Source organism: Streptomonospora alba (assembly GCF_000826685.1).
Lineage (GTDB): Bacteria > Actinomycetota > Actinomycetes > Streptosporangiales > Streptosporangiaceae > Streptomonospora > Streptomonospora alba.
In genome coordinates, this window is sequence record NZ_JROO01000032.1 from 71,261 (window position 1) to 92,861 (window position 21,601).

General features: G+C 68.6%; 16 protein-coding genes. All 16 read right to left on the reverse strand.

Annotation, left to right across the window (positions count from 1 at the left end; genetic code table 11):
• Positions 1-2 precede the first annotated feature (2 nt).
• The 16 genes from rpsC to rplL all read right to left on the reverse strand — a co-directional run bounded on the left by rpsC (position 3) and on the right by rplL (position 21,587).
• Positions 3-821 carry a 30S ribosomal protein S3 gene (gene rpsC / locus LP52_RS17045; protein ID WP_040274923.1) on the reverse strand — a complete coding sequence of 273 codons (819 nt, stop codon included), beginning with the start codon at positions 819-821 and terminating at the stop codon, positions 3-5.
• Entirely contained in the window at positions 821-1,198 is a 378-nt protein-coding gene (gene rplV, locus LP52_RS17050) for a 50S ribosomal protein L22 (RefSeq protein WP_040275067.1), read from the reverse strand. The genes rpsC and rplV overlap by 1 nt, the downstream gene beginning before the upstream one ends.
• A gap of 71 nt (positions 1,199-1,269) precedes the next feature.
• The gene (rpsS, locus tag LP52_RS17055; RefSeq protein WP_040274925.1) at positions 1,270-1,548 is read right to left on the reverse strand and encodes a 30S ribosomal protein S19; all 279 of its coding nucleotides are present in this window, start codon (positions 1,546-1,548) and stop codon (positions 1,270-1,272) included.
• A gap of 12 nt (positions 1,549-1,560) precedes the next feature.
• On the reverse strand, positions 1,561-2,394 hold the full coding sequence (gene rplB, locus LP52_RS17060) for a 50S ribosomal protein L2 (RefSeq protein WP_040274927.1): 834 nt from the start codon (positions 2,392-2,394) through the stop codon (positions 1,561-1,563).
• A gap of 73 nt (positions 2,395-2,467) precedes the next feature.
• Positions 2,468-2,758 carry a 50S ribosomal protein L23 gene (gene rplW / locus LP52_RS17065; protein ID WP_040274929.1) on the reverse strand — a complete coding sequence of 97 codons (291 nt, stop codon included), beginning with the start codon at positions 2,756-2,758 and terminating at the stop codon, positions 2,468-2,470.
• Positions 2,755-3,435, reverse strand: coding sequence for a 50S ribosomal protein L4 (gene rplD / locus LP52_RS17070; protein WP_040274930.1), 681 nt, complete (start codon positions 3,433-3,435; stop codon positions 2,755-2,757). The genes rplW and rplD overlap by 4 nt, the downstream gene beginning before the upstream one ends.
• 3 nt (positions 3,436-3,438) lie before the next feature.
• Positions 3,439-4,089 carry a 50S ribosomal protein L3 gene (gene rplC, locus LP52_RS17075; RefSeq protein ID WP_040274932.1) on the reverse strand — a complete coding sequence of 217 codons (651 nt, stop codon included), beginning with the start codon at positions 4,087-4,089 and terminating at the stop codon, positions 3,439-3,441.
• 13 nt (positions 4,090-4,102) lie between these two features.
• The gene (gene rpsJ / locus LP52_RS17080) at positions 4,103-4,411 is read right to left on the reverse strand and encodes a 30S ribosomal protein S10 (RefSeq protein ID WP_017621536.1); all 309 of its coding nucleotides are present in this window, start codon (positions 4,409-4,411) and stop codon (positions 4,103-4,105) included.
• 260 nt (positions 4,412-4,671) lie between these two features.
• Positions 4,672-5,865: an elongation factor Tu gene (gene tuf, locus LP52_RS17085; RefSeq protein ID WP_040274935.1), complete on the reverse strand. Its 1,194-nt coding sequence runs from the start codon at positions 5,863-5,865 to the stop codon at positions 4,672-4,674.
• A gap of 54 nt (positions 5,866-5,919) precedes the next feature.
• Positions 5,920-8,031: an elongation factor G gene (gene fusA / locus LP52_RS17090; protein ID WP_040274937.1), complete on the reverse strand. Its 2,112-nt coding sequence runs from the start codon at positions 8,029-8,031 to the stop codon at positions 5,920-5,922.
• 45 nt (positions 8,032-8,076) lie between these two features.
• Complete coding sequence (gene rpsG / locus LP52_RS17095) at positions 8,077-8,547, reverse strand: 30S ribosomal protein S7 (protein WP_040274938.1); 471 nt, start codon at positions 8,545-8,547, stop codon at positions 8,077-8,079.
• A 2-nt stretch (positions 8,548-8,549) separates the two neighbouring features.
• Entirely contained in the window at positions 8,550-8,921 is a 372-nt protein-coding gene (gene rpsL, locus LP52_RS17100) for a 30S ribosomal protein S12 (RefSeq protein ID WP_040274940.1), read from the reverse strand.
• Positions 8,922-9,464: 543 nt separating this feature from the next.
• Positions 9,465-12,764, reverse strand: a complete 3,300-nt coding sequence (locus tag LP52_RS17105; protein ID WP_040274941.1) for a hypothetical protein — start codon at positions 12,762-12,764, stop codon at positions 9,465-9,467.
• A 238-nt stretch (positions 12,765-13,002) separates the two neighbouring features.
• Positions 13,003-16,878, reverse strand: coding sequence for a DNA-directed RNA polymerase subunit beta' (locus tag LP52_RS17110; RefSeq protein ID WP_040274943.1), 3,876 nt, complete (start codon positions 16,876-16,878; stop codon positions 13,003-13,005).
• 34 nt (positions 16,879-16,912) lie between these two features.
• Positions 16,913-20,380, reverse strand: coding sequence for a DNA-directed RNA polymerase subunit beta (gene rpoB, locus LP52_RS17115; RefSeq protein ID WP_040274945.1), 3,468 nt, complete (start codon positions 20,378-20,380; stop codon positions 16,913-16,915).
• Between the two features lie 817 nt (positions 20,381-21,197).
• Positions 21,198-21,587 (reverse strand): 50S ribosomal protein L7/L12, encoded by a 390-nt coding sequence (gene rplL / locus LP52_RS17120; protein WP_040274946.1) that lies wholly within the window; start codon positions 21,585-21,587, stop codon positions 21,198-21,200.
• Positions 21,588-21,601 lie beyond the last annotated feature (14 nt).

Sequence of the window (21,601 nt, forward strand, 5' to 3'; positions counted from 1 at the left end):
GGTCAGCTCCCCTCGTTCCCGGACTTCTCCGCGCCCTGACCGGACTCGGCCCCGGCGCCGGCCTTGGCTTCTCCCTGGCCGCCGCGACGACGGCGCCCGGGGCGCTCACGGCGCTGTGCGCCGCCGCCACCGCCGCCACCGCCGCCGCCCGGCGCGCGCTGGGCGGCCTGGGCCGCCTCACGCTCGGCACGGGTCGCGGGAGCGTCGCCCTTGTAGATCCAGACCTTCACGCCGATCCGGCCGAAGGTGGTGCGGGCCTCGAAGAAGCCGTAGTCGATGTCGGCACGGAGCGTGTGCAGGGGCACGCGGCCCTCGCGGTAGAACTCCGAACGCGACATCTCGGCACCGCCGAGGCGGCCTCCGCACTGGATGCGGATGCCCTTGGCGCCGCTCTTCATCGCACTCTGCATGGCCTTGCGCATCGCCCGACGGAACGCGACTCGGCTGGACAGCTGCTCCGCAACACCCTGAGCGACGAGCTGAGCGTCGGTCTCGGGGTTCTTGACCTCGAGGATGTTGAGCTGGACCTGCTTCTGGTTGGTCAGCTTCTCGAGGTCGGCGCGGATGCGGTCGGCCTCCGACCCGCGGCGGCCGATGACGATGCCCGGCCGGGCGGTGTGGATGTCGACGCGGACCCGCTCACGGGTGCGCTCGATCTCCACCTTGGAGATCCCTGCGCGCTCCATGCCGCGGTTCAGCATCCGGCGGATGGCCACGTCTTCCTTGACGTAGTCCTTGTACAGCTTGTCGGCATACCACCGGGTCTTGTAGTCGGTGGTAACACCGAGCCGGAACCCGTGCGGGTTGATTTTCTGCCCCACTATCGGGTCCTCTCCTTCGTCTTGGCCGACGAGGCGCCCGCGGTCTCGCGCGGCTCAACGACCACAGTGATGTGGCTCGTCCGCTTGTTGACCCGGAACGCACGGCCGAAGCCGCGCGGCTGAATGCGCTTCAGGGTCGGACCTTCGTCCACCCAAGCGCCACCGACCACCAGCGTCTCGCGGTCCAGCTTGTCGTTGTGCTCGGCATTGGCGATGGCGCTCGCGAGCACCTTGCCCACCGGTTCACTCGCCGCCTGCGGCGCGAACCGGAGCACCGCCTGTGCCTCGTCAGCGGGCAACCCGCGAATAAGGTCCACCACCCGGCGGGCCTTTCGGGGCGTAACACGGACGAACCGTGCCTGTGCCCTCGTTCCCATCGCTTTTCCCTCGCTCACGGAAATCATCCCCACGCACCGTGGGGAAATGGCTCTTACTCCTACTGCAACCGCTAGCGGCGGCTACGGCGGTCTTCCTTGACGTGGCTGCGGAAAGTGCGCGTGGGAGCGAACTCGCCGAGCTTGTGACCGACCATCGACTCGGAGATGAACACCGGGATGTGCTTGCGGCCGTCGTGGACGGCGATGGTGTGCCCGATCATGTCCGGGACCACCATGGACCGCCGCGACCACGTCTTGATGACGTTTTTGGTGCCCTTTTCGTTCTGCGTCTCCACCTTTTTGATCAGGTGGTCGTCGACGAAGGGGCCCTTCTTAAGGCTACGTGGCATCGGACGTGCTCCTTACCGCTTCTTCTTGCTACGCCGACGCACGATGAGCCGGTCACTGGGCTTGTTCGGCCTACGGGTACGGCCCTCGGGCTGCCCCCAGGGGGTGACCGGGTGCCGGCCGCCCGAGCTCTTGCCCTCGCCACCGCCGAGGGGGTGGTCGACCGGGTTCATGGCCACACCGCGGACGGTGGGGCGCTTGCCCCGCCACCGGTTGCGTCCGGCCTTGCCCCAGTTGATGTTGGACTGCTCGGCGTTGCCCACCTGGCCGACGGTGGCGCGGCAGGTCACCTCGACCTGGCGCATCTCGCCGGAGGGCATGCGCAGCGTGGCGAAGGCGCCCTCCTTGGCCAGCAGCTGGATCTGCGACCCCGCGGACCGGCCCAGCTTCGCGCCGCCACCCGGCTTCAGCTCGACCGCGTGCACGAACGTACCCGTGGGGATGTTGCGCAGCGGGAGGCAGTTGCCCGGCTTGATGTCGGAGTTGGGCCCGTTCTCCACGCGGGTGCCCTGCTTGAGGCCGGCGGGCGCCAGGATGTAGCGCTTCTCGCCGTCAACGTAGTGCAGCAGCGCGATGCGCGCGGTGCGGTTGGGGTCGTATTCGATGTGGGCGACCTTGGCGGGGACGCCGTCCTTGTCGTGGCGACGGAAGTCGATCACGCGATAGGCCCGCTTGTGCCCCCCGCCCTGGTGGCGGGCGGTGATCCGGCCCTTCTGGTTGCGGCCGCCCTTGGAGTGGAGAGGCCGCACCAGCGACTTCTCCGGGTGGTCGCGCGTGATCTCAACGAAGTCGGCCACGCTTCCGCCGCGGCGACCTGCAGAGGTCGGCTTGTACTTACGAATGCCCATCTTATTCGCGCATTCCTTTACGTGTTACTCGTTTCGATCGCTCGGGGACCGACTCGCCGCAGCGGCGAACCGATCAGGCCCCGAAAATGTCGATCCGGTCGCCGTCACGCAGGCTCACGATGGCCCGCTTGGTGTCGGGGCGCTTGCCGTACCCGAAACGGGTGCGCTTGCGCTTGCCGGGACGGTTGATCGTGTTCACGCTGGTGACCTTCACTTCGAAGATCTTCTCCACCGCGATCTTGATCTGCGTCTTGTTGGCCGTGGGCTGCACCAGGAACGTGTAGGCGTTCTGGTCCATCAGCCCGTAGCTCTTCTCGGAGATCACCGGCTCGATGATGATGTCCCGAGGGTCGGGGATCTTCACTGGTCCTCCTCCTGCGACTCCTCACGGGCCGCCTTTGCGGTGCCCTGAGCGTGCGCCAGGAAGGCCTCGTAGCCGCTCTCGGTGAAGATCACGTCGTCGGCGTAGAGCACGTCGCGGGTATTCACCTGGCCGGCGTCGAGGATGTGCACCTCGGGCAGGTTCCGCAGGGCGAGCCGGTTGCGCTCGTCCGAGCGGTCCAGCACGACGAGGACCTTCTCCGAATCGGTGACCTGCCGCAGGGCCTTCAAGGCGGTCTGCGTACGCTTGCTGGCCACGTCCTCGCCCACGAACTCGCTGACGATGTGGACGCGGTTGTGGCGGACGCGATCGGAGAGCGCGCCGCGCAGTGCCGCGGCCTTCATCTTCTTGGGAGTCCGCTGGGAGTAGTCGCGCGGCTGGGGGCCGTGCACCGTGCCGCCGCCGACGAACTGCGGGGCGCGGGTCGAGCCCTGGCGGGCGCGGCCGGTGCCCTTCTGCCGGTAGGGCTTCTTGCCGCCGCCGCGGGTCATACCGCGGGTCTTGGTGGCGTGAGTGCCCTGGCGGGCCGCTGCTTCCTGGCTCAGCACGACCTGGTGCATGAGCGGAATGTTCACCTGCTGGTCGAAGATCGCCTCAGGCAGCTCGACACTGCGGCCGGCCTTGCCCTGGGCGTCCTTCACCTCGATGGTCGGCGCCATGGCTTAATTGCCCTCCTTCACGGCGGTGCGGACGAGCACCAGTCCGCCGTTCGGACCGGGCACCGAGCCCTTGACCAGGATCAGACCCTTTTCGGCGTCCACGGAGTGGACGAACAGGTTCTGGATGGTCTTGCGGACGTTGCCCATCCGCCCGGCCATCTTGGTGCCCTTGAACACGCGCCCGGGCGTGGCGCAGCCGCCGATCGCGCCGGGCGAGCGGTGCTTGCGGTGGGTGCCGTGCGTGGCGCTGAGGCCGCGGAAGCCGTGGCGCTTCATCCCGCCGGCGAAGCCCTTGCCCTTGCTCCGGCCCGTCACGTCGACGTACTCGCCGGGCTCGAACGTGTCGGCGGTCAGCTCCTGGCCGAGCTCGTACTCGGCGGCGTCGCTGGTGCGAACCTCGACGTAGTGGCGGCGCGGGGTGAGATCGTGCTTGCGCAGGTAATCGCCGAGCGGCTTGTTCACCTTGCGCGGGTTGATCTTCCCGTAACCGATCTGGATGGCGGAGTAGCCATCGGTTTCCGGAGTACGGACGCGCGAAACGACGCACGGACCGGCCTTCAGAACCGTCACGGGCACGATCTTGCCCGCGTCGTCGAAGACCTGGGTCATGCCGAGCTTCTCGCCCAGTACTCCCGTGATCTGCTTGGTGGCCATGTCAGTGCGTCCTTTAAAGCTTGATCTCGATGTCGACGCCGGCCGGAAGGTCGAGTCGCATAAGCGAGTCGACAGTCTTCGGCGTCGGGTCGATGATGTCGATCAGCCGCTTGTGCGTGCGCATCTCGAAGTGCTCGCGCGAGTCCTTGTACTTGTGCGGCGAGCGGATGACGCAGTAAACGTTCTTCTCCGTCGGCAACGGCACCGGGCCAGCGACGCTCGCACCAGTCCGCGTCACGGTCTCGACGATCTTGCGGGCCGAGCTGTCGATGACCTCATGGTCATAGGCTTTGAGCCGAATGCGGATCTTCTGTCCCGCCATGGTGGCCTTTTCGTCCTTCGCTTAGTGTCCGTAGTGGCACGGTGCCGACTGCGCCGGCACGCCTGCCCCACAGGGGCTTGCCCTCGTGTGGCTCTATTCACCTGAGAATCTGCAACAGGGCTGTCCCCTGAGGCGCATCACCGCTACAGAGCCCGATGACGTCGGTCATGTCGGGGGCGGCCGGATTCCGGTCGGGAGACCCGGCCGCCCCCGAGGGCGGTGCCGACGTCGCCGCCGGATACCGCCCCCGCACGTCCGTGCTACTTGATGATCTTTGTCACTCGGCCCGCGCCGACGGTCCGGCCACCCTCGCGGACGGCGAACCGAAGGCCTTCCTCCATCGCGACCGGCTGGATGAGCTGGACGGACATCTCGGTGTTGTCACCGGGCATGACCATGTCCGTGCCCTCCGGCAGCGTAACGACGCCGGTGACGTCGGTCGTGCGGAAGTAGAACTGCGGCCGGTAGTTGTTGAAGAAGGGCGTGTGGCGGCCGCCCTCGTCCTTGGACAGGATGACGACCTGCGCCTCGAACTCGGTGTGCGGGGTCGTCGTGCCGGGCTTGATGACGACCTGGCCGCGCTCGACGTCCTCGCGCTTGGTGCCGCGCAGCAGCAGCCCGACGTTGTCGCCGGCCTGGCCCTGGTCGAGCAGCTTGCGGAACATCTCCACGCCGGTGACCGTGGTGGTCTGCTTCTCGTCCTTGATGCCGACGATGTCGACGGTGTCGTTCACGTTGATGACACCGCGCTCGACGCGGCCGGTGACGACGGTCCCGCGGCCGGTGATCGAGAAGACGTCCTCGATCGGCATCAGGAACGGCTTGTCGATGTCGCGCTCCGGGTTCGGGATCTTCTCGTCAACGGAGTGCATCAGGTCGAGGATGTTCTGGGTCCACTCGGGGTCGCCCTCCATCGACTTGAGCGCGGAGACCCGCGTGACCGGAACGTCGTCGCCCGGGAACTCGTACTCGTTGAGCAGCTCGCGGACCTCGAGCTCGACCAGGTCGAAGATCTCGTCGTCGTCGACCATGTCGGCCTTGTTCAGCGCGACGACGATGTAGGGAACGCCGACCTGGCGGGCCAGGAGCACGTGCTCCTTGGTCTGCGGCATCGGGCCGTCGGTGGCGGCCACGACCAGGATGGCACCGTCCATCTGCGCCGCACCGGTGATCATGTTCTTCACGTAGTCGGCGTGGCCGGGGCAGTCCACGTGCGCGTAGTGGCGCTGCTCGGTCTCGTACTCGACGTGCGCGACGGAGATCGTGATGCCGCGCTCGCGCTCCTCAGGAGCGTTGTCGATGTCCTCGAACGGCGTGAACGGGTTCAGCTCCGGATACGAGTCGTGCAGAACCTTGGTGATCGCGGCGGTAAGCGTGGTCTTACCGTGGTCGATGTGACCGATGGTGCCGATGTTTACGTGCGGCTTGCTCCGCTCGAATTTGGCCTTCGCCACTGGATTTCTCCTAGACGTACATGGTTGCTAGCTCGGACTGGATACGTATCGCGGTCACTCGCCGCGCGCCTTCGCCACAATCTCTTCTGCGACGTTGGACGGGACCTCCGCGTAGGAGTCGAACACCATCGTGTACGAGGCTCGCCCCTGAGTACGGCTGCGCAGGTCACCCACGTAGCCGAACATCTCCGACAGCGGCACCTGAGCCTTGATGATCCGGGTGCCGGAGCGCTCCTCCATCGACTGGACCTGACCGCGCCGGCTGTTCAGATCACCGATCACGTCGCCCATGTAATCCTCGGGCGTCGTGACCTCCACCGCCATGACCGGCTCAAGCAGAACCGGCTTGGCCTTGCGCGCCGCTTCCTTGAAGGCCATGGAACCGGCGACCTTGAAGGCGAGCTCGGAGGAGTCGACGTCGTGGTACGCGCCGTCCTGCAGCGTCACCTTGATCCCCACCAGGGGGTATCCAGCGAGAATGCCGAACTCGGCAGTCTCCTGGCAGCCTGCGTCGACCGAGGGGATGTACTCCCGCGGGATGCGGCCGCCGGTGATGTTGTTGACGAACTCGTAGCCCGCGCTGTCGCCGCCCTCGGAAAGCAGCGGCTCCAGGTCGATGACGACGCGGCCGAACTGGCCTTGTCCACCCGTCTGCTTCTTGTGGGTGTAGTCGATCTTCTCGACCTTCTTGCGAATGGTCTCGCGGTAGGCGACCTGGGGACGCCCGATGTTCGCCTCGACCTTGAACTCGTCGCGCATGCGGTGGACGAACACCTCGAGGTGCAGCTCACCCATGCCGGAGATGACCGTCTGGCCGGTCTCCTCGTCGGTGGCCACCCGGAAGGAGGGGTCCTCGTCGACGAGCCGCTGGATCGCTACGCCCAGCTTCTGCTGATCGCTCTTGCTCTTGGGCTCGATCGCGACCTCGATGACCGGGGCCGGGAACGTCATCGACTCCAGGACGATCGGCGAGGAGGAGTCGCTCAGCGTCTCGCCCGTGGTGGTGTCCTTCAGACCCATCACCGCGACGATGTCGCCGGCGCCGACGCGCTGGATCTCCTCGCGCTTGTTGGAGTGCATGCGGTAGATCTTGCCGATGCGCTCCTTGCGCCCCTTCACGCTGTTGAGCACCTGCGTTCCGGTCTCCAGCACGCCGGAGTAGACCCGGATGTAGGTGAGCTTGCCCAGGTGGGGGTCGCTCATGATCTTGAAGACCAGAGCCGAGAAAGGCTCGCTCTCGTCCGGACGCCGGGACAGCTCGGCCTTCTCGCTCTCGTCCTTGGGGTCGTGGCCCTCGATGGCCTCGACGTCCAGCGGAGCGGGGAGGTAGTCGACCACGGCGTCCAGCAGCGGCTGCACGCCCTTGTTCTTGAAGGCGGTACCGCACAGCACCGGGATGGCGGTGCCGGCGATCGTGGCGCGCCGAATGGCCGGCTTGATCTGCTCGACCGTGGGCTCGACACCCTCGAGGTAGAGCTCCATGATCTCGTCGTCGGCCTCGGCCAGCGTCTCGATCATCTTGTCGTGCGCCTCGCGGGCGGCCTCGAGGTGGCTGTCGGGGATGTCGACGGTGTCGTACATCTCGCCCAGCTTGGCCTCTGCGCTCCAGACCAGCGCCTTCATGTGGACCAGGTCGATGACGCCCTTGAAGTCCGACTCCGCGCCGATCGGCAGCTGCACGGGCAGCGGCGTGGTGTTGAGGCGGTCGCGGAACATGTCGACGCAGCGCTGGAACTCGGCGCCGATCTTGTCCATCTTGTTGACGAAGCAGATCCGCGGGACCCCGTAGCGGTCGGCCTGGCGCCACACCTGCTCCGACTGGGGCTCGACGCCTTCCTTGGCGTCGAACACCGCGACCGCACCGTCCAGAACACGCAGCGACCGCTCGACCTCGACCGTGAAGTCGACGTGGCCGGGCGTGTCGATGATGTTGATGGTGTGGTCGTCCCAGTGGGTGGTCGTAGCCGCGGACGTGATCGTGATGCCCCGCTGCTGCTCCTCCTTCATCCAGTCCATGGTGGCCGCGCCGTCATGGACCTCACCCAGCTTGTAGTTCACGCCGGTGTAGAAGAGGATGCGCTCGGTGGTCGTGGTCTTACCCGCGTCGATGTGCGCCATGATCCCGATGTTGCGGACCTTGGCAAGGTCAAGAGCAGTGGTAGCCATGAGGGCTCGTCTTCTCTCGGTCTCGTATCGATAAAGCCGCGGGAATTACCAGCGGTAGTGAGCGAAGGCCTTGTTGGACTCCGCCATCTTGTGGGTGTCCTCGCGGCGCTTGACACTGGCGCCCAGTCCGTTGCTGGCGTCGACCAGCTCGTTCATCAGCCGCTCGGTCATGGACTTCTCGCGGCGCTGACGCGAGTAGGTGACCAGCCAACGGAGGGCGAGTGTCGTGCTGCGGGACGAGCGGACCTCGACCGGCACCTGGTAGGTGGCGCCACCGACCCGGCGGCTGCGCACCTCGAGGGCGGGCTTCACGTTGTCCAGCGCACGCTTGAGCACCACGAGCGGGTCCTGGCCGGTCTTCTCCTGGGCGCCCTCGAGCGCCTTGTAGACGATGCCCTGCGCGATCGAGCGCTTGCCGTCGAGCAGCACCTTGTTGATCAGCGAGGTAACGAGCGGCGATCCGTAGACCGGGTCAGTGATGAGCTGGCGCTTCGGCGCCGGGCCCTTGCGCGGCATGCTTACTTCTCCTTCTTAGCGCCGTAGCGGCTGCGCGCCTGCTTGCGGTTACGGACGCCCTGAGTGTCGAGCGAGCCGCGGACGATCCGGTACCGCACACCCGGCAGGTCCTTCACACGACCGCCGCGCACGAGCACGATGGAGTGCTCCTGGAGGTTGTGTCCGATTCCCGGAATGTAGGCCGTGACCTCGATCCCACTGCTCAACCGCACACGGGCGACCTTGCGCAGGGCGGAGTTCGGCTTCTTAGGCGTAGTGGTGTAGACACGCGTGCACACACCACGACGCTGCGGACTCCCCTTCAGCGCCGGGGTCTTGTTCTTTGCGACCTTGTCCTGTCGGCCCTTGCGGACCAGCTGCTGGATGGTGGGCACCGCGTCTCCGTCTTTCTCGTGACCTACGCCGGTTCTTCTTAGCCGATGTGTCCTGTGACCAGGTGGACTTACCGTCCTCCCCTACCCCCGAACCCGGGCGTGTCGCGATCTACCCCAAGCATGGCGGAAACCGGATAACGTCCGACCCTGCGGTCGTTACTCTGGGAGGAGGTGTCACGCGCCGCGCTCTGCGCTGTCCGGCGAATGCCGTTCGCAAAGTGCGCACGTGCTGACCCGTCGACTCACGGGCACGAATTTACAGAGTACCGAAGGCTCTGTAGCAGGTCAAAATGACGCCTGCCAGCTCCGGCACTCCGTTCCGCAGCCTCATGCTGTCGTAGGTCCACCTCTAGTGTACGGGCTCTGTGGAGTGCTTGCGCGGGATATCACCCATCGGCGCAGGCCGTTCTCATCGCTCCCGCCGCCGGCCGGGCGTCCGCGGAGGCCTGGACACGACTGCGCCCCCGGTGCGGCCGCGGCCGCACCGGGGGCGTCGGTGCACACCCGGGAGGCCCGCCCCTCGAAAACGGCGGGCGCACAGGGTCAAGAGAGGACGAAGCCCCCCGCGTAGACGGCGATCTCCAGCAGGGACAGCCCGATGCCGATCCAGCCCAGGACCGTGCCCAGCCGCACCAGGTTCTGCCCTTCCAACTCCTCCTGCGACCGCCGGATCGCGCGGTTGGCGCGCGATCCCATCACCAGGGCCGCGATGCCGGTCAGCAGACCGATCACCGGCACGAGCGCAGAGATCCCCAACCACAGTGTGGCCGAGGCCTCAGGTGCGGTGTCGGGCCAGTGGTCGATGTTGTCGTAGCCGGGGTAGTCGTCGCCGGCCGTGCCTCCCAGGGGCCGGTCGAAGTCGGGGAACTCCTCCCTGATGGGGTCGCGGGAGGACCTGGCTCGCCGGTCCTGCTCGTCGTAGCCGTCGTAGGCGTCGTAGGCGTCCTCGGGTGCGCCCTCGCGGCCGCCGGGACCGTAGGCTCCGGCTCCGTCGGCGGCGGGCTCGGGGCCGTATCCGCCGGCGTAGGAGCCGCCGCTCGGGGCGGACCCGTAGGCGTCGGCGTCCTCGGCGTAGGAGCCGAGCCCGGACAGGTCCATGGCGGCGGTGCCGGGCCCGTCCGGTCCTCCGGCCCCGCCCGGCCGCGGGTGGTCGGCGGGCGGCGCGTCAGGACTCCCCGGGGCCGCATACGCGGTACCGGTCTCCCCGGCGAAGCCCTCCTGGCGGCTCTGGGGGCCGCGCCGGTCGGTGTAGTACTCGGGACGGGCCTGGGCGAAGGGGTCGGGAACCTCCGGTCCACTCGGCCCACGACCGTCGCCGACCCCGTAGCCGCCCGGGGGGCGGCCCTGCGGTTCATAGGAGCCGTATCCGCCGACGGCCGCGCCGTGCCCTGCCGCGGGAGGACCCTCGGGGCCTCCGCGGCCGTACTCGCCGTACTCGCCGTACTCGCCGTACTCGCCGTAGCCCTCCGCGGGCTGCGGGCGCCCGTACTCGTCCTGGCGCCCGTACGGCTCGGCCGCATAGGAGCCGTAGGCGTCGGGCTCGCCGTACTGCCCGCCGCGGTCGGCCGCCCCCTCGCGGGAGGGAGCGGCTTCACCGCCCCGCAGATCGGGCCCGAGCTCGTCGCCGTCGAAGGAGCCGCCGGAATCCCGAAGATCCGGCCCCAGCTCGTCGCCGGAGAACGAGCCGCCGGAGCCCCGCAGATCCGACCGCAGGTCCGGCCCCAGCTCGTCGCCGGGGAACGAGCCGCCGGAGCCCCGCCCGTGGGGGCCCGGCTCGTCGGCGGCCGGTGCGGACTCCCCGGCGGAGCCGTCGGCGGCGCGGGCGCGGGCCTGCTGCGCCGCGATGGCCGCCAGCGGATCGTCACCGAGGTCGGCGGTCGGCGGCGGAGCGGGCGGGGTCCCGCCGGGACCGGCCTCGGGCCGGTCCGGGGAACCGCCCGTGTCCTCACCACGCGAGAACCCGGCCGTCGTGTGCTCGGGCGAGCCGTCGCGCCGCTTGCGGCGCTGCTCCTCGACCGCCTGGCGTACGTCCTCGGGCAGTCGGGTGTCGTCGCGGCTGAAGGCCCAGGTGTTGCCGCTGCCGGTACCGAACCCGCCGTCCGGCCCGCCGCCGGTGCCCGGTACGGGGTCGCCGCCGGGGTCCGGGCGAGGCGCGGGCTCGGCGCGGTCGAAGCCGGATCCGCTGCGGGAGGAAGGCGTGTCACCCGCGGCGTCGCCCCCGAGAGGGCTCGACGGTTCGCGGGCGTGATCCGGCGACCAGGAGGAGGCCGGCCGGAGGGACGGGTCCTCCTCGGTCTGGATCCGGTGCGAGTAGGGGCGGGAAAGCTCGTCGCCGTAGGCGTCCGCGTCGCCGGGTCCGGAAGGCTCGGCGCCGACCGGCCGGGAGGGGGGAGCGTCGAGAGGATCGCCGCCCCCCGGCTCCCAGCGCGGCAGAGGGCCGGGCTCGGGGTCGAGCCGGTGTCCGGACTCCGAGGCGTAGCGGCGGGGCTCCCCGGCGGTGGAGTCGATGCCGTGGTCGAAAGCCCGCTCGCCGGGGCCGGTCCGGTCCTCGCCGGAGGAGGCCCGCCGCGGTTCTTCGGAACCGCCGCGGGGGGCTCGCTGATCGGCGTGTGCGGAGGAGCCGCCGGTGCCCCCCGCGGGGTCCGCCGACCACGGGGCACCCGCGGGCCGGTCGGTCGCGGGGTCCTCATACGCGCCAGGAGGCTGCCGACCCGCGTCCCGTCCGGTGCTTTCGGGCGCCGGGCCGGCCGGCCCCTGCCACCCGGAGTCGGGCCGGGGCCGAGTCCCGACGCTCTCCCAGGCGCCGGGCGGGGCGGAGCCCGCACCGGCGAAAGGCTCTCCGGCACCGGGGTCGGCACGGCCGTACCCGGAGCCGCCCTCTGCCGCGGGGTCGCCGGGTCCGGCTCCTGTGCCCGGGCCGCTCCACCCGGCGGCGGGGCCGCCGGAGGCGCTGCGATCCGCCTCGCCGGACCGGTGCGCCTGGCGAGGGCTCTGCCCCTCGGCCTCCGGTCCTTCACCGGAGGAGAAGGGCTCGGTGTCGGGGCCGAGGGAACCGGAGCCGTACGGGGTCGCTCCGGCCGCTCCCCACTCGCCACCGCCATGGCCCTGGTGCGCCCCTGCCGAGGGCTCCCGGCGCTCTGCGCCCGGTGCGCTGTCCGCGGCTCCCGCGCCGGGCTCGGAACGCACGGTGGACCCGAAGTCGGGATAGCCGCCGGCGCCTCCAGCCGAGGTCAGCGGAGTGTTCTCGCCTCCGGTCGCGGGAGCGTCCGGCAGGCGGTAACCGGCGACGGTGCCGCCCGATCCGTAGTCGGCCCCCGACAGGGGATCACCGGCCTCGCCGTAGCCCGGTCGGGGCGGGAACGCGGAGCCGCCCGCCGCACCCGCGAGACCGCGGCCGGGATCATCGAAGCCGGTGCCGCTGGGGTCGTCGTCCGAGCCGGCCGCCGGGCGGCCGCCCCGCCCCTCGGCGCCGTCGGCGCCGCGGCGCTCCGCGTCTTCGGGGGGCGCGGCATAGGGGCGGGTGAGCGGCGGCGGGTCCTGCCCGCTCGCCGGCGCCCCGCCCGCGCTACGCGGGTCGCCGGGGAGACCGAGGTCGCCCAGCGCCGAAGGATAGGGCTCGGCCATCGCCGGGCGGTCGCCTCCGGCTCCCGGGTAGCCGCCGCTGTTGGGGAAAGCCGACCGCGGACGGTCCTGCTCCCCTGAACGCGGCTGGGCCGGGCCCTCCTCGCCGGGCTGTGCACCGGGCGCGCCGGACCGGCCCGCGTCGCCCTCCTCGGCGGCGCCGGCATCGTCGTAGCTGTCCTGGTACTGGGACTGAGTCCGGTGGCGGTCGCCGCTCGGCATGAACCACGAGTCCGCGGATTCATTGCGTGCGTCGTGATCACCATCGGGCGGTATGTACCGCTGTCCCCCGTTGTCCGTCACTGTCCTCGATCTCCCGACCGCGCGTGCGCGCTGCTCTCCCCATCGATACACGAGTATGCCGACCCGCAACGACGAACGGCGGCAGCCCACCCGGTAAACGGGTGGACTACCGCCGCCGCTCGACCAACCAATCGCTTCTGCCGATCGACTCTTCAGGTCACCTGTTGTAGGGACCGAAGTCGTACTCCTCCAGCGGCACGGCTTCTCCCGAGCCCTGCCCGAAGGTGTACTCGCTGGGCTCCTCGTAGCCCGACACCGAGTACATCGACGCCTTCGCCTCCTCGGTCGGCTCGACCCGGACGTTGCGGTACTGCGGCAGACCGGTACCGGCCGGGATGAGCTTACCGATGATGACGTTCTCCTTGAGGCCCACCAGCGGGTCGCTCTTGCCGTGGATGGCGTTCTCGGTGAGCACCCGGGTGGTCTCCTGGAAGGAGGCCGCCGACAGCCACGACTCGGTGGCCAGCGACGCCTTGGTGATGCCGAGCAGCACCGGGCGGCCGGCCGCCGGCTGACCGCCTTCAGCCACTACCCGGCGGTTGATCGACTCGAACTTCGGCCGCTCGACCATCTCACCGGGCAGCAGTTCGGTGTCGCCGGACTCCAGGAGGTTCACCCGCTTGAGCATCTGCCGCACGATGATCTCGATGTGCTTGTCGTGAATCGAGACACCCTGCGACTTGTAGACCTCCTGCACCTCCGACACCAGGTGCTGCTGGACGGCCCGCGGGCCCTGGATGCGCAGCACCTCGTGCGGGTTGATGGCGCCCTGGATGAGCTGCTGGCCGACGCCCACGTGGTCGCCGTCGCTGACCAGCAGCTGCGCCCGCATGGGCACCGGGTAGGAGATCTCGTCGGACCCGTCGTTGGGAACCAGGATGATCTTCCGGCTCTTCTCCGTGTCCTCGATGCGGATACGGCCTTCGAGCTCGCTGATCGGGGCCACACCCTTGGGGATGCGGGCCTCGAACAGCTCGGTCACACGCGGCAGACCGTGGGTGATGTCCTGGCCGGCCGAACCGCCCATGTGGAAGGTCCGCATGGTCAGCTGGGTACCGGGCTCACCGATGGACTGCGCCGCGATGATGCCGATGGCCTCGCCGACGTCGACGGGCTTGCCCGTGGCCATCGAGCGGCCGTAGCAGGTGCTGCAGACGCCGATCTTGGCCTCGCAGGTGAGCGAGCTGCGCACGCGCACCCGCTCGACGCCGTGGGCGACCAGCTTGTCGATGGTCGGCTCGGAGATGTCGGCCCCTGCGGGGACGACCACCTTGCCGTCCGCGACGACGTCCTCGGCGATGGTGCGGCCGAAGCCGGTGTTCTCGACGTTGTGCTTGCGCACCACCGTGCCCGCCGCGTTGGTCTCGCCGACGTCCTGCCACAGCGAGCGGTCGGTGCCGCAGTCGACCTCGCGCACGATGACGTCCTGAGCGACGTCGACCAGGCGCCGGGTGAGGTACCCGGAGTCGGCCGTCCGCAGAGCGGTGTCGGCCAGACCCTTGCGCTGGCCGTGCGTGGAGATGAAGTACTCCAGCACCGACAGGCCCTCGCGGTAGGAGGACTTGATCGGGCGCGGAATGGTTTCACCGCGGGTGTTGGAGACCAGGCCGCGGATACCCGCGATCTGGCGCACCTGCATCGGGTTGCCTCGGGCACCGGAGTTCACCATCATCCACACCGGGTTGTCGGCGGGAGCGTTGTCCTCCATGTCCGTGGCGACCTCGTTGGTGGCCTTGGTCCAGATCTCCGTGAGCTCCTGGCGGCGCTCGTCGTCGGTGATCAGACCGCGGTCGAACTCGCGCTGGATCTTGTCGGCCTGGCGCTCGTGGCCCTCGAGGATGTCCGTCTTGCGCGGCGGCGCGAGGACGTCGGAGATCCCGATGGTCAGGCCCGACCGGGTCGCCCAGTGGTAGCCGGCGTCCTTGAACGCGTCCAGCGTGGAGGCGACCTGGATCTTGGGGTAGTTCTCGGCCAGCTCGTTGACCAGCGCGGACACCTGCTTCTTGCCCACCTGGTAGTTCACGAACGGGTAGTCCGAGGGTGTGGTCTCGTTGAAGAGGTACCGCCCCAGAGTCGTCTCCAGAACGTAGGACTCGCCCGGCTCCTTGTTCTCGGGCTCGACCCAGTCGCGCGGCGGCGGGACGTCGCCGTCGACGCGCAGCTTGATCGGTGCCCGCAGGTCCAGCTCGCCCAGGTCGAAGGCCATGATGGCCTCGGCCGGGGTGCGGAACGCCCGGCCGGCGCCTACGCCGTTCTCCCGTTGCGTCGTCAGGTAGTACAGCCCGATGATCATGTCCTGGGTGGGCATGGTCACCGGCTTGCCGTCGGACGGCTTGAGGATGTTGTTGCTGGCCAGCATCAGCAGCCGCGCCTCGGCCTGGGCCTCGGCGGACAGCGGAAGGTGGACCGCCATCTGGTCGCCGTCGAAGTCCGCGTTGAACGCGGTGCACACGAGCGGGTGGATCTGGATGGCCTTGCCCTCGACCAACTGGGGCTCGAAGGCCTGGATGCCCAGCCGGTGCAGCGTGGGCGCGCGGTTGAGCAGCACCGGGTGCTCGGTGATGACCTCTTCGAGGACGTCCCAGACCACCGGGCGGGACCGCTCGACCATGCGCTTGGCGCTCTTGATGTTCTGCGCGTGGTTCAGGTCGACCAGGCGCTTCATCACGAACGGCTTGAACAGCTCCAGCGCCATCTGCTTGGGCAGACCGCATTGGTGCAGCTTGAGCTGCGGCCCCACGACGATCACCGAGCGGCCGGAGTAGTCGACGCGCTTGCCCAGCAGGTTCTGCCGGAAACGGCCCTGCTTGCCCTTGAGCATGTCCGACAGCGACTTCAGCGGACGGTTGCCCGGCCCGGTGACCGGGCGGCCGCGGCGGCCGTTGTCGAACAGTGCGTCGACGGCCTCCTGCAGCATCCGCTTCTCGTTGTTGACGATGATCTCGGGCGCGCCGAGGTCGAGCAGCCGCTTGAGGCGGTTGTTCCGGTTGATGACCCGGCGGTACAGGTCGTTCAGGTCCGACGTGGCGAACCGGCCGCCGTCCAGCTGCACCATGGGGCGCAGGTCCGGCGGGATGACCGGGATGCAGTCCAGCACCATGCCCATGGGGCTGTTGCGGGTGTTCAGGAACGCCGAGACGACCTTGAGCCGCTTGAGGGCACGCGCCTTCTTCTGGCCCTTGCCGCTGCGGATGGTCTCGCGCAGCCGCTCGGCCTCGGCGTCGAGGTCGAAGTTGGCCAGCCGCTCCTGGATCGCCTGAGCGCCCATGCCGCCGCGGAAGTACTTGCCGAAGCGGTCCCGCATCTCGCGGTAGAGCATCTCGTCGCCCTCGAGGTCCTGGACCTTGAGGTTCTTGAAGCGGTTCCAGACCTCTTCGAGCCTGTCGATCTCACGCTGGACCCGGTCGCGGATCTGGCGCATCTCGCGCTCGGCCGACTCGCGGACCTTGCGCCGTGCGTCGCCCTTGGCGCCCTGGTCCTCAAGCTCGGCCAGGTCGGCCTCAAGCTTCTTGTGGCGCTCCTCGACTGCGGTGTCGCGGCGCTGCTCCATGTGCTGGCGCTCGACCGAGATGCGCGCCTCCAGCGAAGGCAGGTCGCGCTCGCGGGCCTCGTTGTCGACCCAGGTGACCATGTAGGCGGCGAAGTAGATGATCTTCTCGAGATCCTTCGGCGCCAGGTCCAGCAGGTAGCCCAGGCGGCTGGGCACACCCTTGAAGTACCAGATGTGGGTCACCGGGGCGGCGAGCTCGATGTGGCCCATGCGCTCACGCCGGACCTTGGCCCGGGTGACCTCCACACCGCAGCGCTCGCAGATGATGCCCTTGAAGCGGACCCGCTTGTACTTACCGCAGTAGCACTCCCAGTCGCGGGTCGGGCCGAAGATCTTCTCGCAGAAGAGCCCGTCCTTTTCCGGCTTAAGGGTCCGGTAGTTGATTGTTTCCGGTTTCTTGACCTCGCCGTGCGACCACTGTCGGATCTCATCAGCGGTTGCGAGGCCAATCCGGAGCTCGTCGAAGAAGTTGACGTCGAGCACTTAATTCGTCCCCTGCTCTTGAAGATCGCGGAAGTTAGACCTCTTCGACACTGCTTGGCTCGCGCCGCCCCAGGTCGATTCCCAGTTCCTCCGCTGCCCGGAAGACGTCCTCGTCGGTATCCCGCATCTCGATGGACATACCGTCGCTGGAGAGCACCTCCACATTCAGACAGAGCGACTGCATCTCCTTGATGAGCACCTTGAAGGACTCGGGGATGCCCGGTTCGGGGATGTTCTCGCCCTTGACGATCGCCTCGTAGACCTTGACGCGGCCGAGGACGTCGTCGGACTTGATCGTCAGCAGCTCCTGCAGCGCGTAGGCGGCGCCGTAGGCCTCCAGCGCCCAGACCTCCATCTCGCCGAAGCGCTGGCCGCCGAACTGCGCCTTACCGCCCAGCGGCTGCTGGGTGATCATCGAGTACGGGCCGGTGGAGCGTGCGTGGATCTTGTCGTCGACCAGGTGGTGCAGCTTGAGGAAGTAGGTGTAGCCCACCGCGATCGGTTCGGCGAACGGCTCGCCGGTACGGCCGTCGTACAGCACGGCCTTGCCGTGCTCGTCGATCACGCGCTCCCCGTCCTCGTTGGGAAGGCTGGAGGCCAGCAGACCGCCGATCTCGTCCTCGCGCAGGCCGTCGAAGACCGGCGTGGCCACCTTGGTCCCGGGCGAGATCTCGCCGGCGCCGATCTCGTGCATCGCCTGCTTCCAGGCTTCGTCGTCGCCTTCGACCTTCCAGCCGTTCTTGGCGAGCCAGCCCAGGTGGATCTCGAGGATCTGCCCGACGTTCATCCGGCCGGGCACGCCCAGCGGGTTGAGAACGATGTCGACAGGGGTGCCGTCCTCCATGAACGGCATGTCCTCTTCCGGCAGGATCTTGGCGATGACGCCCTTGTTCCCGTGGCGGCCGGCGAGCTTGTCGCCGTCCATGATCTTGCGCTTCTGCGCGACGTAGACGCGGACCAGCTCGTTGACCCCGGGCGGAAGCTCGTCGCCTTCCTCGCGGCTGAACACGCGCACGCCGATGACCTTGCCGGTCTCGCCGTGCGGCACCTTCAGCGAGGTGTCGCGGACCTCCCGGGCCTTCTCGCCGAAGATGGCGCGCAGCAGCCGCTCCTCGGGGGTCAACTCGGTCTCGCCCTTGGGCGTGACCTTGCCGACGAGGATGTCGCCGTCGATGACCTCGGCGCCGATGCGGATGATCCCGCGGTCGTCGAGGTCGGCCAGGACCTCCTCGCTGACGTTGGGGATCTCGCGGGTGATCTCCTCGGGGCCCAGCTTGGTGTCGCGGGCGTCGACCTCGTGCTCCTCGATGTGGATCGAGGAGAGGACGTCGTCCTGCACCAGGCGCTGCGAGAGGACGATGGCGTCCTCGTAGTTGTGGCCCTCCCAGGACATGTACGCCACGAGCAGGTTCTTGCCCAGCGACATCTCGCCGTGGTCGGTCGAGGGGCCGTCGGCCAGGACCTGGTTCTCCTCGACGCGCTGGCCGTCGTCGACGAGCGGGCGCTGGTTGAAGCAGGTGCCCTGGTTGCTCCGGATGAACTTGCCCAGCCGGTGGGTCTTGCGGGTGCCGTCGTCGGCCATCACGGTGATGTAGTCGGCCGTGACCTCCTCGACCACGCCCGCCTTGTCGGACAGAACCACTTCGCCGGCGTCGGTGGCGGCCCGGTACTCCATGCCGGTGCCCACCAGCGGGGACTCGGCACGCAGCAGCGGCACCGCCTGGCGCTGCATGTTGGACCCCATCAGCGCGCGGTTGGCGTCGTCGTGCTCGAGGAAGGGGATCATGGCCGTGGCCACCGACACCATCTGGCGCGGCGAGACGTCCATGTACTCCACCTCGTCGGTGGAGACGGCCTCGAACTCCCCGCCCTTGCGGCGGACCAGCACGCGGTCGTCGACGAAGTTGCCCTGAGCGTCCACCGGGGTGTTCGCCTGGGCGATGACGAAGCGGTCCTCTTCGTCGGCGGTGAGGTAGACGACGTCGTCGGTCAGCTTGTTGTCGACGACCTTGCGGTAGGGCGTCTCGACGAAGCCGAAGGAGTTGACGCGCCCGTAGCCCGCCAGCGAGCCGATCAGACCGATGTTGGGACCCTCAGGGGTCTCGATCGGGCACATGCGGCCGTAGTGCGAGGGGTGGACGTCGCGGACCTCGAAGCCGGCGCGCTCGCGGGAGAGACCGCCCGGGCCCAGCGCCGACAGGCGGCGCTTGTGGGTCAGGCCCGCCAGCGGGTTGGTCTGGTCCATGAACTGCGACAGCTGGCTCGTGCCGAAGAACTCCTTGATGGAGGCCACGACCGGCCGGATGTTGATCAGGGTCTGGGGCGTGATGGCCTCGACGTCCTGAGTGGTCATCCGCTCGCGGACGACGCGCTCCATCCGGGCCAGGCCCAGCCGGACCTGGTTCTGGATGAGCTCGCCGACGGTGCGCAGGCGGCGGTTGCCGAAGTGGTCGATGTCGTCGGTCTCGACCGGGCGGGTGCCCTGGCTGGTCTCCAGCTCCTCCTCGCCGGCGTGCAGCCGCACGAGGTAGTCGATCGTGGCGACGATGTCGTCTTCGGTGAGCGTGCCCTGTGTGAACGCGGTGTCGAGCCCGAGCTTCTTGTTGATCTTGTAGCGGCCGACCTTGGCGAGGTCGTAGCGCTTGGGATTGAAGTACAGGTTCTCCAGCAGCGCCTGGGCGGACTCCTTCGTCGGCGGCTCGCCGGGACGCAGCTTGCGGTAGATGTCCAGGAGCGCGTCGTCGGTACCCGACGTGGGGTCCTTCTCCAGCGTGTTGCGGATGGACTCGTAAGCGCCGAACCGCTCCAGGATCTGGTCGGTCGTCCAGCCCAGCGCCTTGAGCAGGACGGTGACGCCCTGCTTGCGCTTGCGGTCGATGCGGACGCCGACGAAGTCGCGCTTGTCGACCTCGAACTCGAGCCAGGCGCCGCGCGACGGGATGACCTTGCAGCCGTAGAGGTCCTTGTCGGACGTCTTGTCGACCTGCCGGTCGAAGTACACGCCGGGAGACCGGACCAGCTGCGACACCACGACGCGTTCGGTGCCGTTGATGATGTACGTGCCCTTGGTGGTCATGAGCGGGAAGTCGCCCATGAACACCGTCTGGCTCTTGATCTCACCGGTGTCGTTGTTGATGAACTCCGCCGTGACGAACATCGGGGCGGAGAAGGTCATGTCCTTGTCCTTGCACTCCTCTTCGGAGTACTTGGGCGGCTCGAACCGGTGGTCGCGGAACGAGAGCGACATGGTTCCCGAGAAGTCCTCGATGGGACTGATCTCCTCGAAGATCTCCTCGAGACCGGACTGCTCCGGAACGTCCTTGCGGCCTGCGTTATGAGCCGCCTCGACTCGGGTACTCCACTTCTCGTTACCGAGCAGCCAGTCCATCGACTCGGTCTGCAGGGCCAGGAGGTTCGGGACTTCGAGTGGCTCCCGAATGCGGGCGAAGGAAACGCGGTTCGGACCAAGTTCGTTAGCGGAGGCGTTGCGCGAGGCTGCCAACAGGGGTCCTTCCGAAGGCTTGTGGCGGTTGATGCGCGCGCACGCCGGACGATCCGGGATGTCTGACTGAGACCCGCCGATGGATCGGTCAGGGCCTCGTAATGGAGAACGTACGGTGGGGTCCGGCAACACCGAGGGAGCCTCGGGATCCGGCCGCGGAGCACGGACACCGGCACACGGATCGTCAATGGGCAGCGCAAAAGGGCAGTGTAGCTGAATACTACACCGCTGTCCAACCACAAGCCCCGGAGTCAGTCACGACACCAGGCAGCATCGCCCCAACTGGCGGATCCGTCAAGCCCGGGTCGCCCCGGGCACACGGGTCGAATGCCGTGAGAGGCCCCACACGACTGTCGGGGTGTGAGCGGCTCGGCATGCGGGAAAGTAGCTTCTCTTCCAGCATCGACAGAGCCCTCTCCGCGCCGTGCCGCGGACCGTGCACGCGAACGCGGGAGCTCTCCTCGGGCATCCGCCGCCCCGTCCTTCGCCACCGTCGGGCGCCCGCATCGGCCGTCAGTATTCGGACACGATTGAACCGCGCTTTCGGGCGTGTCCGCAAACCGGCCGGAGCGGACACGCCCGAGACGCCTCCACCGCCGCACCCGTCGGCCCGGTCTCCGGAGCCGGCGGGCCCGTCCACCGCCGGCGCGGCCGCACCGCCCGGCGTCGGCTCCGCTACGCGCCGCACGCGGGCGCGCCTCCGCACACCGGCGCTGCCGCGGCGACACATACGAAAGGCGGCCGTCCCGCGGGACGGCCGCCTTTATGCGCAGATCCGCCGAGCCGCGCACACGGCACGGCGGGGGTCCGCTCGGTGCTACTTGAGCGTGACGGTGGCGCCGGCGCCTTCAAGGGCCTCCTTGGCCTTGTCGGCGTTGTCCTTGCTGACGCCCTCCATCAGCGGCTTGGGGGCGTTGTCGACCAGGTCCTTGGCCTCCTTGAGGCCCAGGTCGGTCAGACCACGGACCTCCTTGATGACCTGGATCTTCTTGTCGCCGGCGGAGTCGAGGATGACGTCGAACTCGGTCTGCTCCTCGACCTCCTCCTCGGCGCCCCCGCCGCCGGCCGGGGCGGCCATGACGGCGGCGGCCGGCGCGGCGGCCTCGACGTCGAACTTCTCCTCGAACTGCTTGACGAACTCCGACAGCTCCAGGAGGGTCATCTCCTCGAAGGCGCTGAGGAGCTCTTCGTTGCTGAGCTTCGCCATGATTGCGGTCTCTC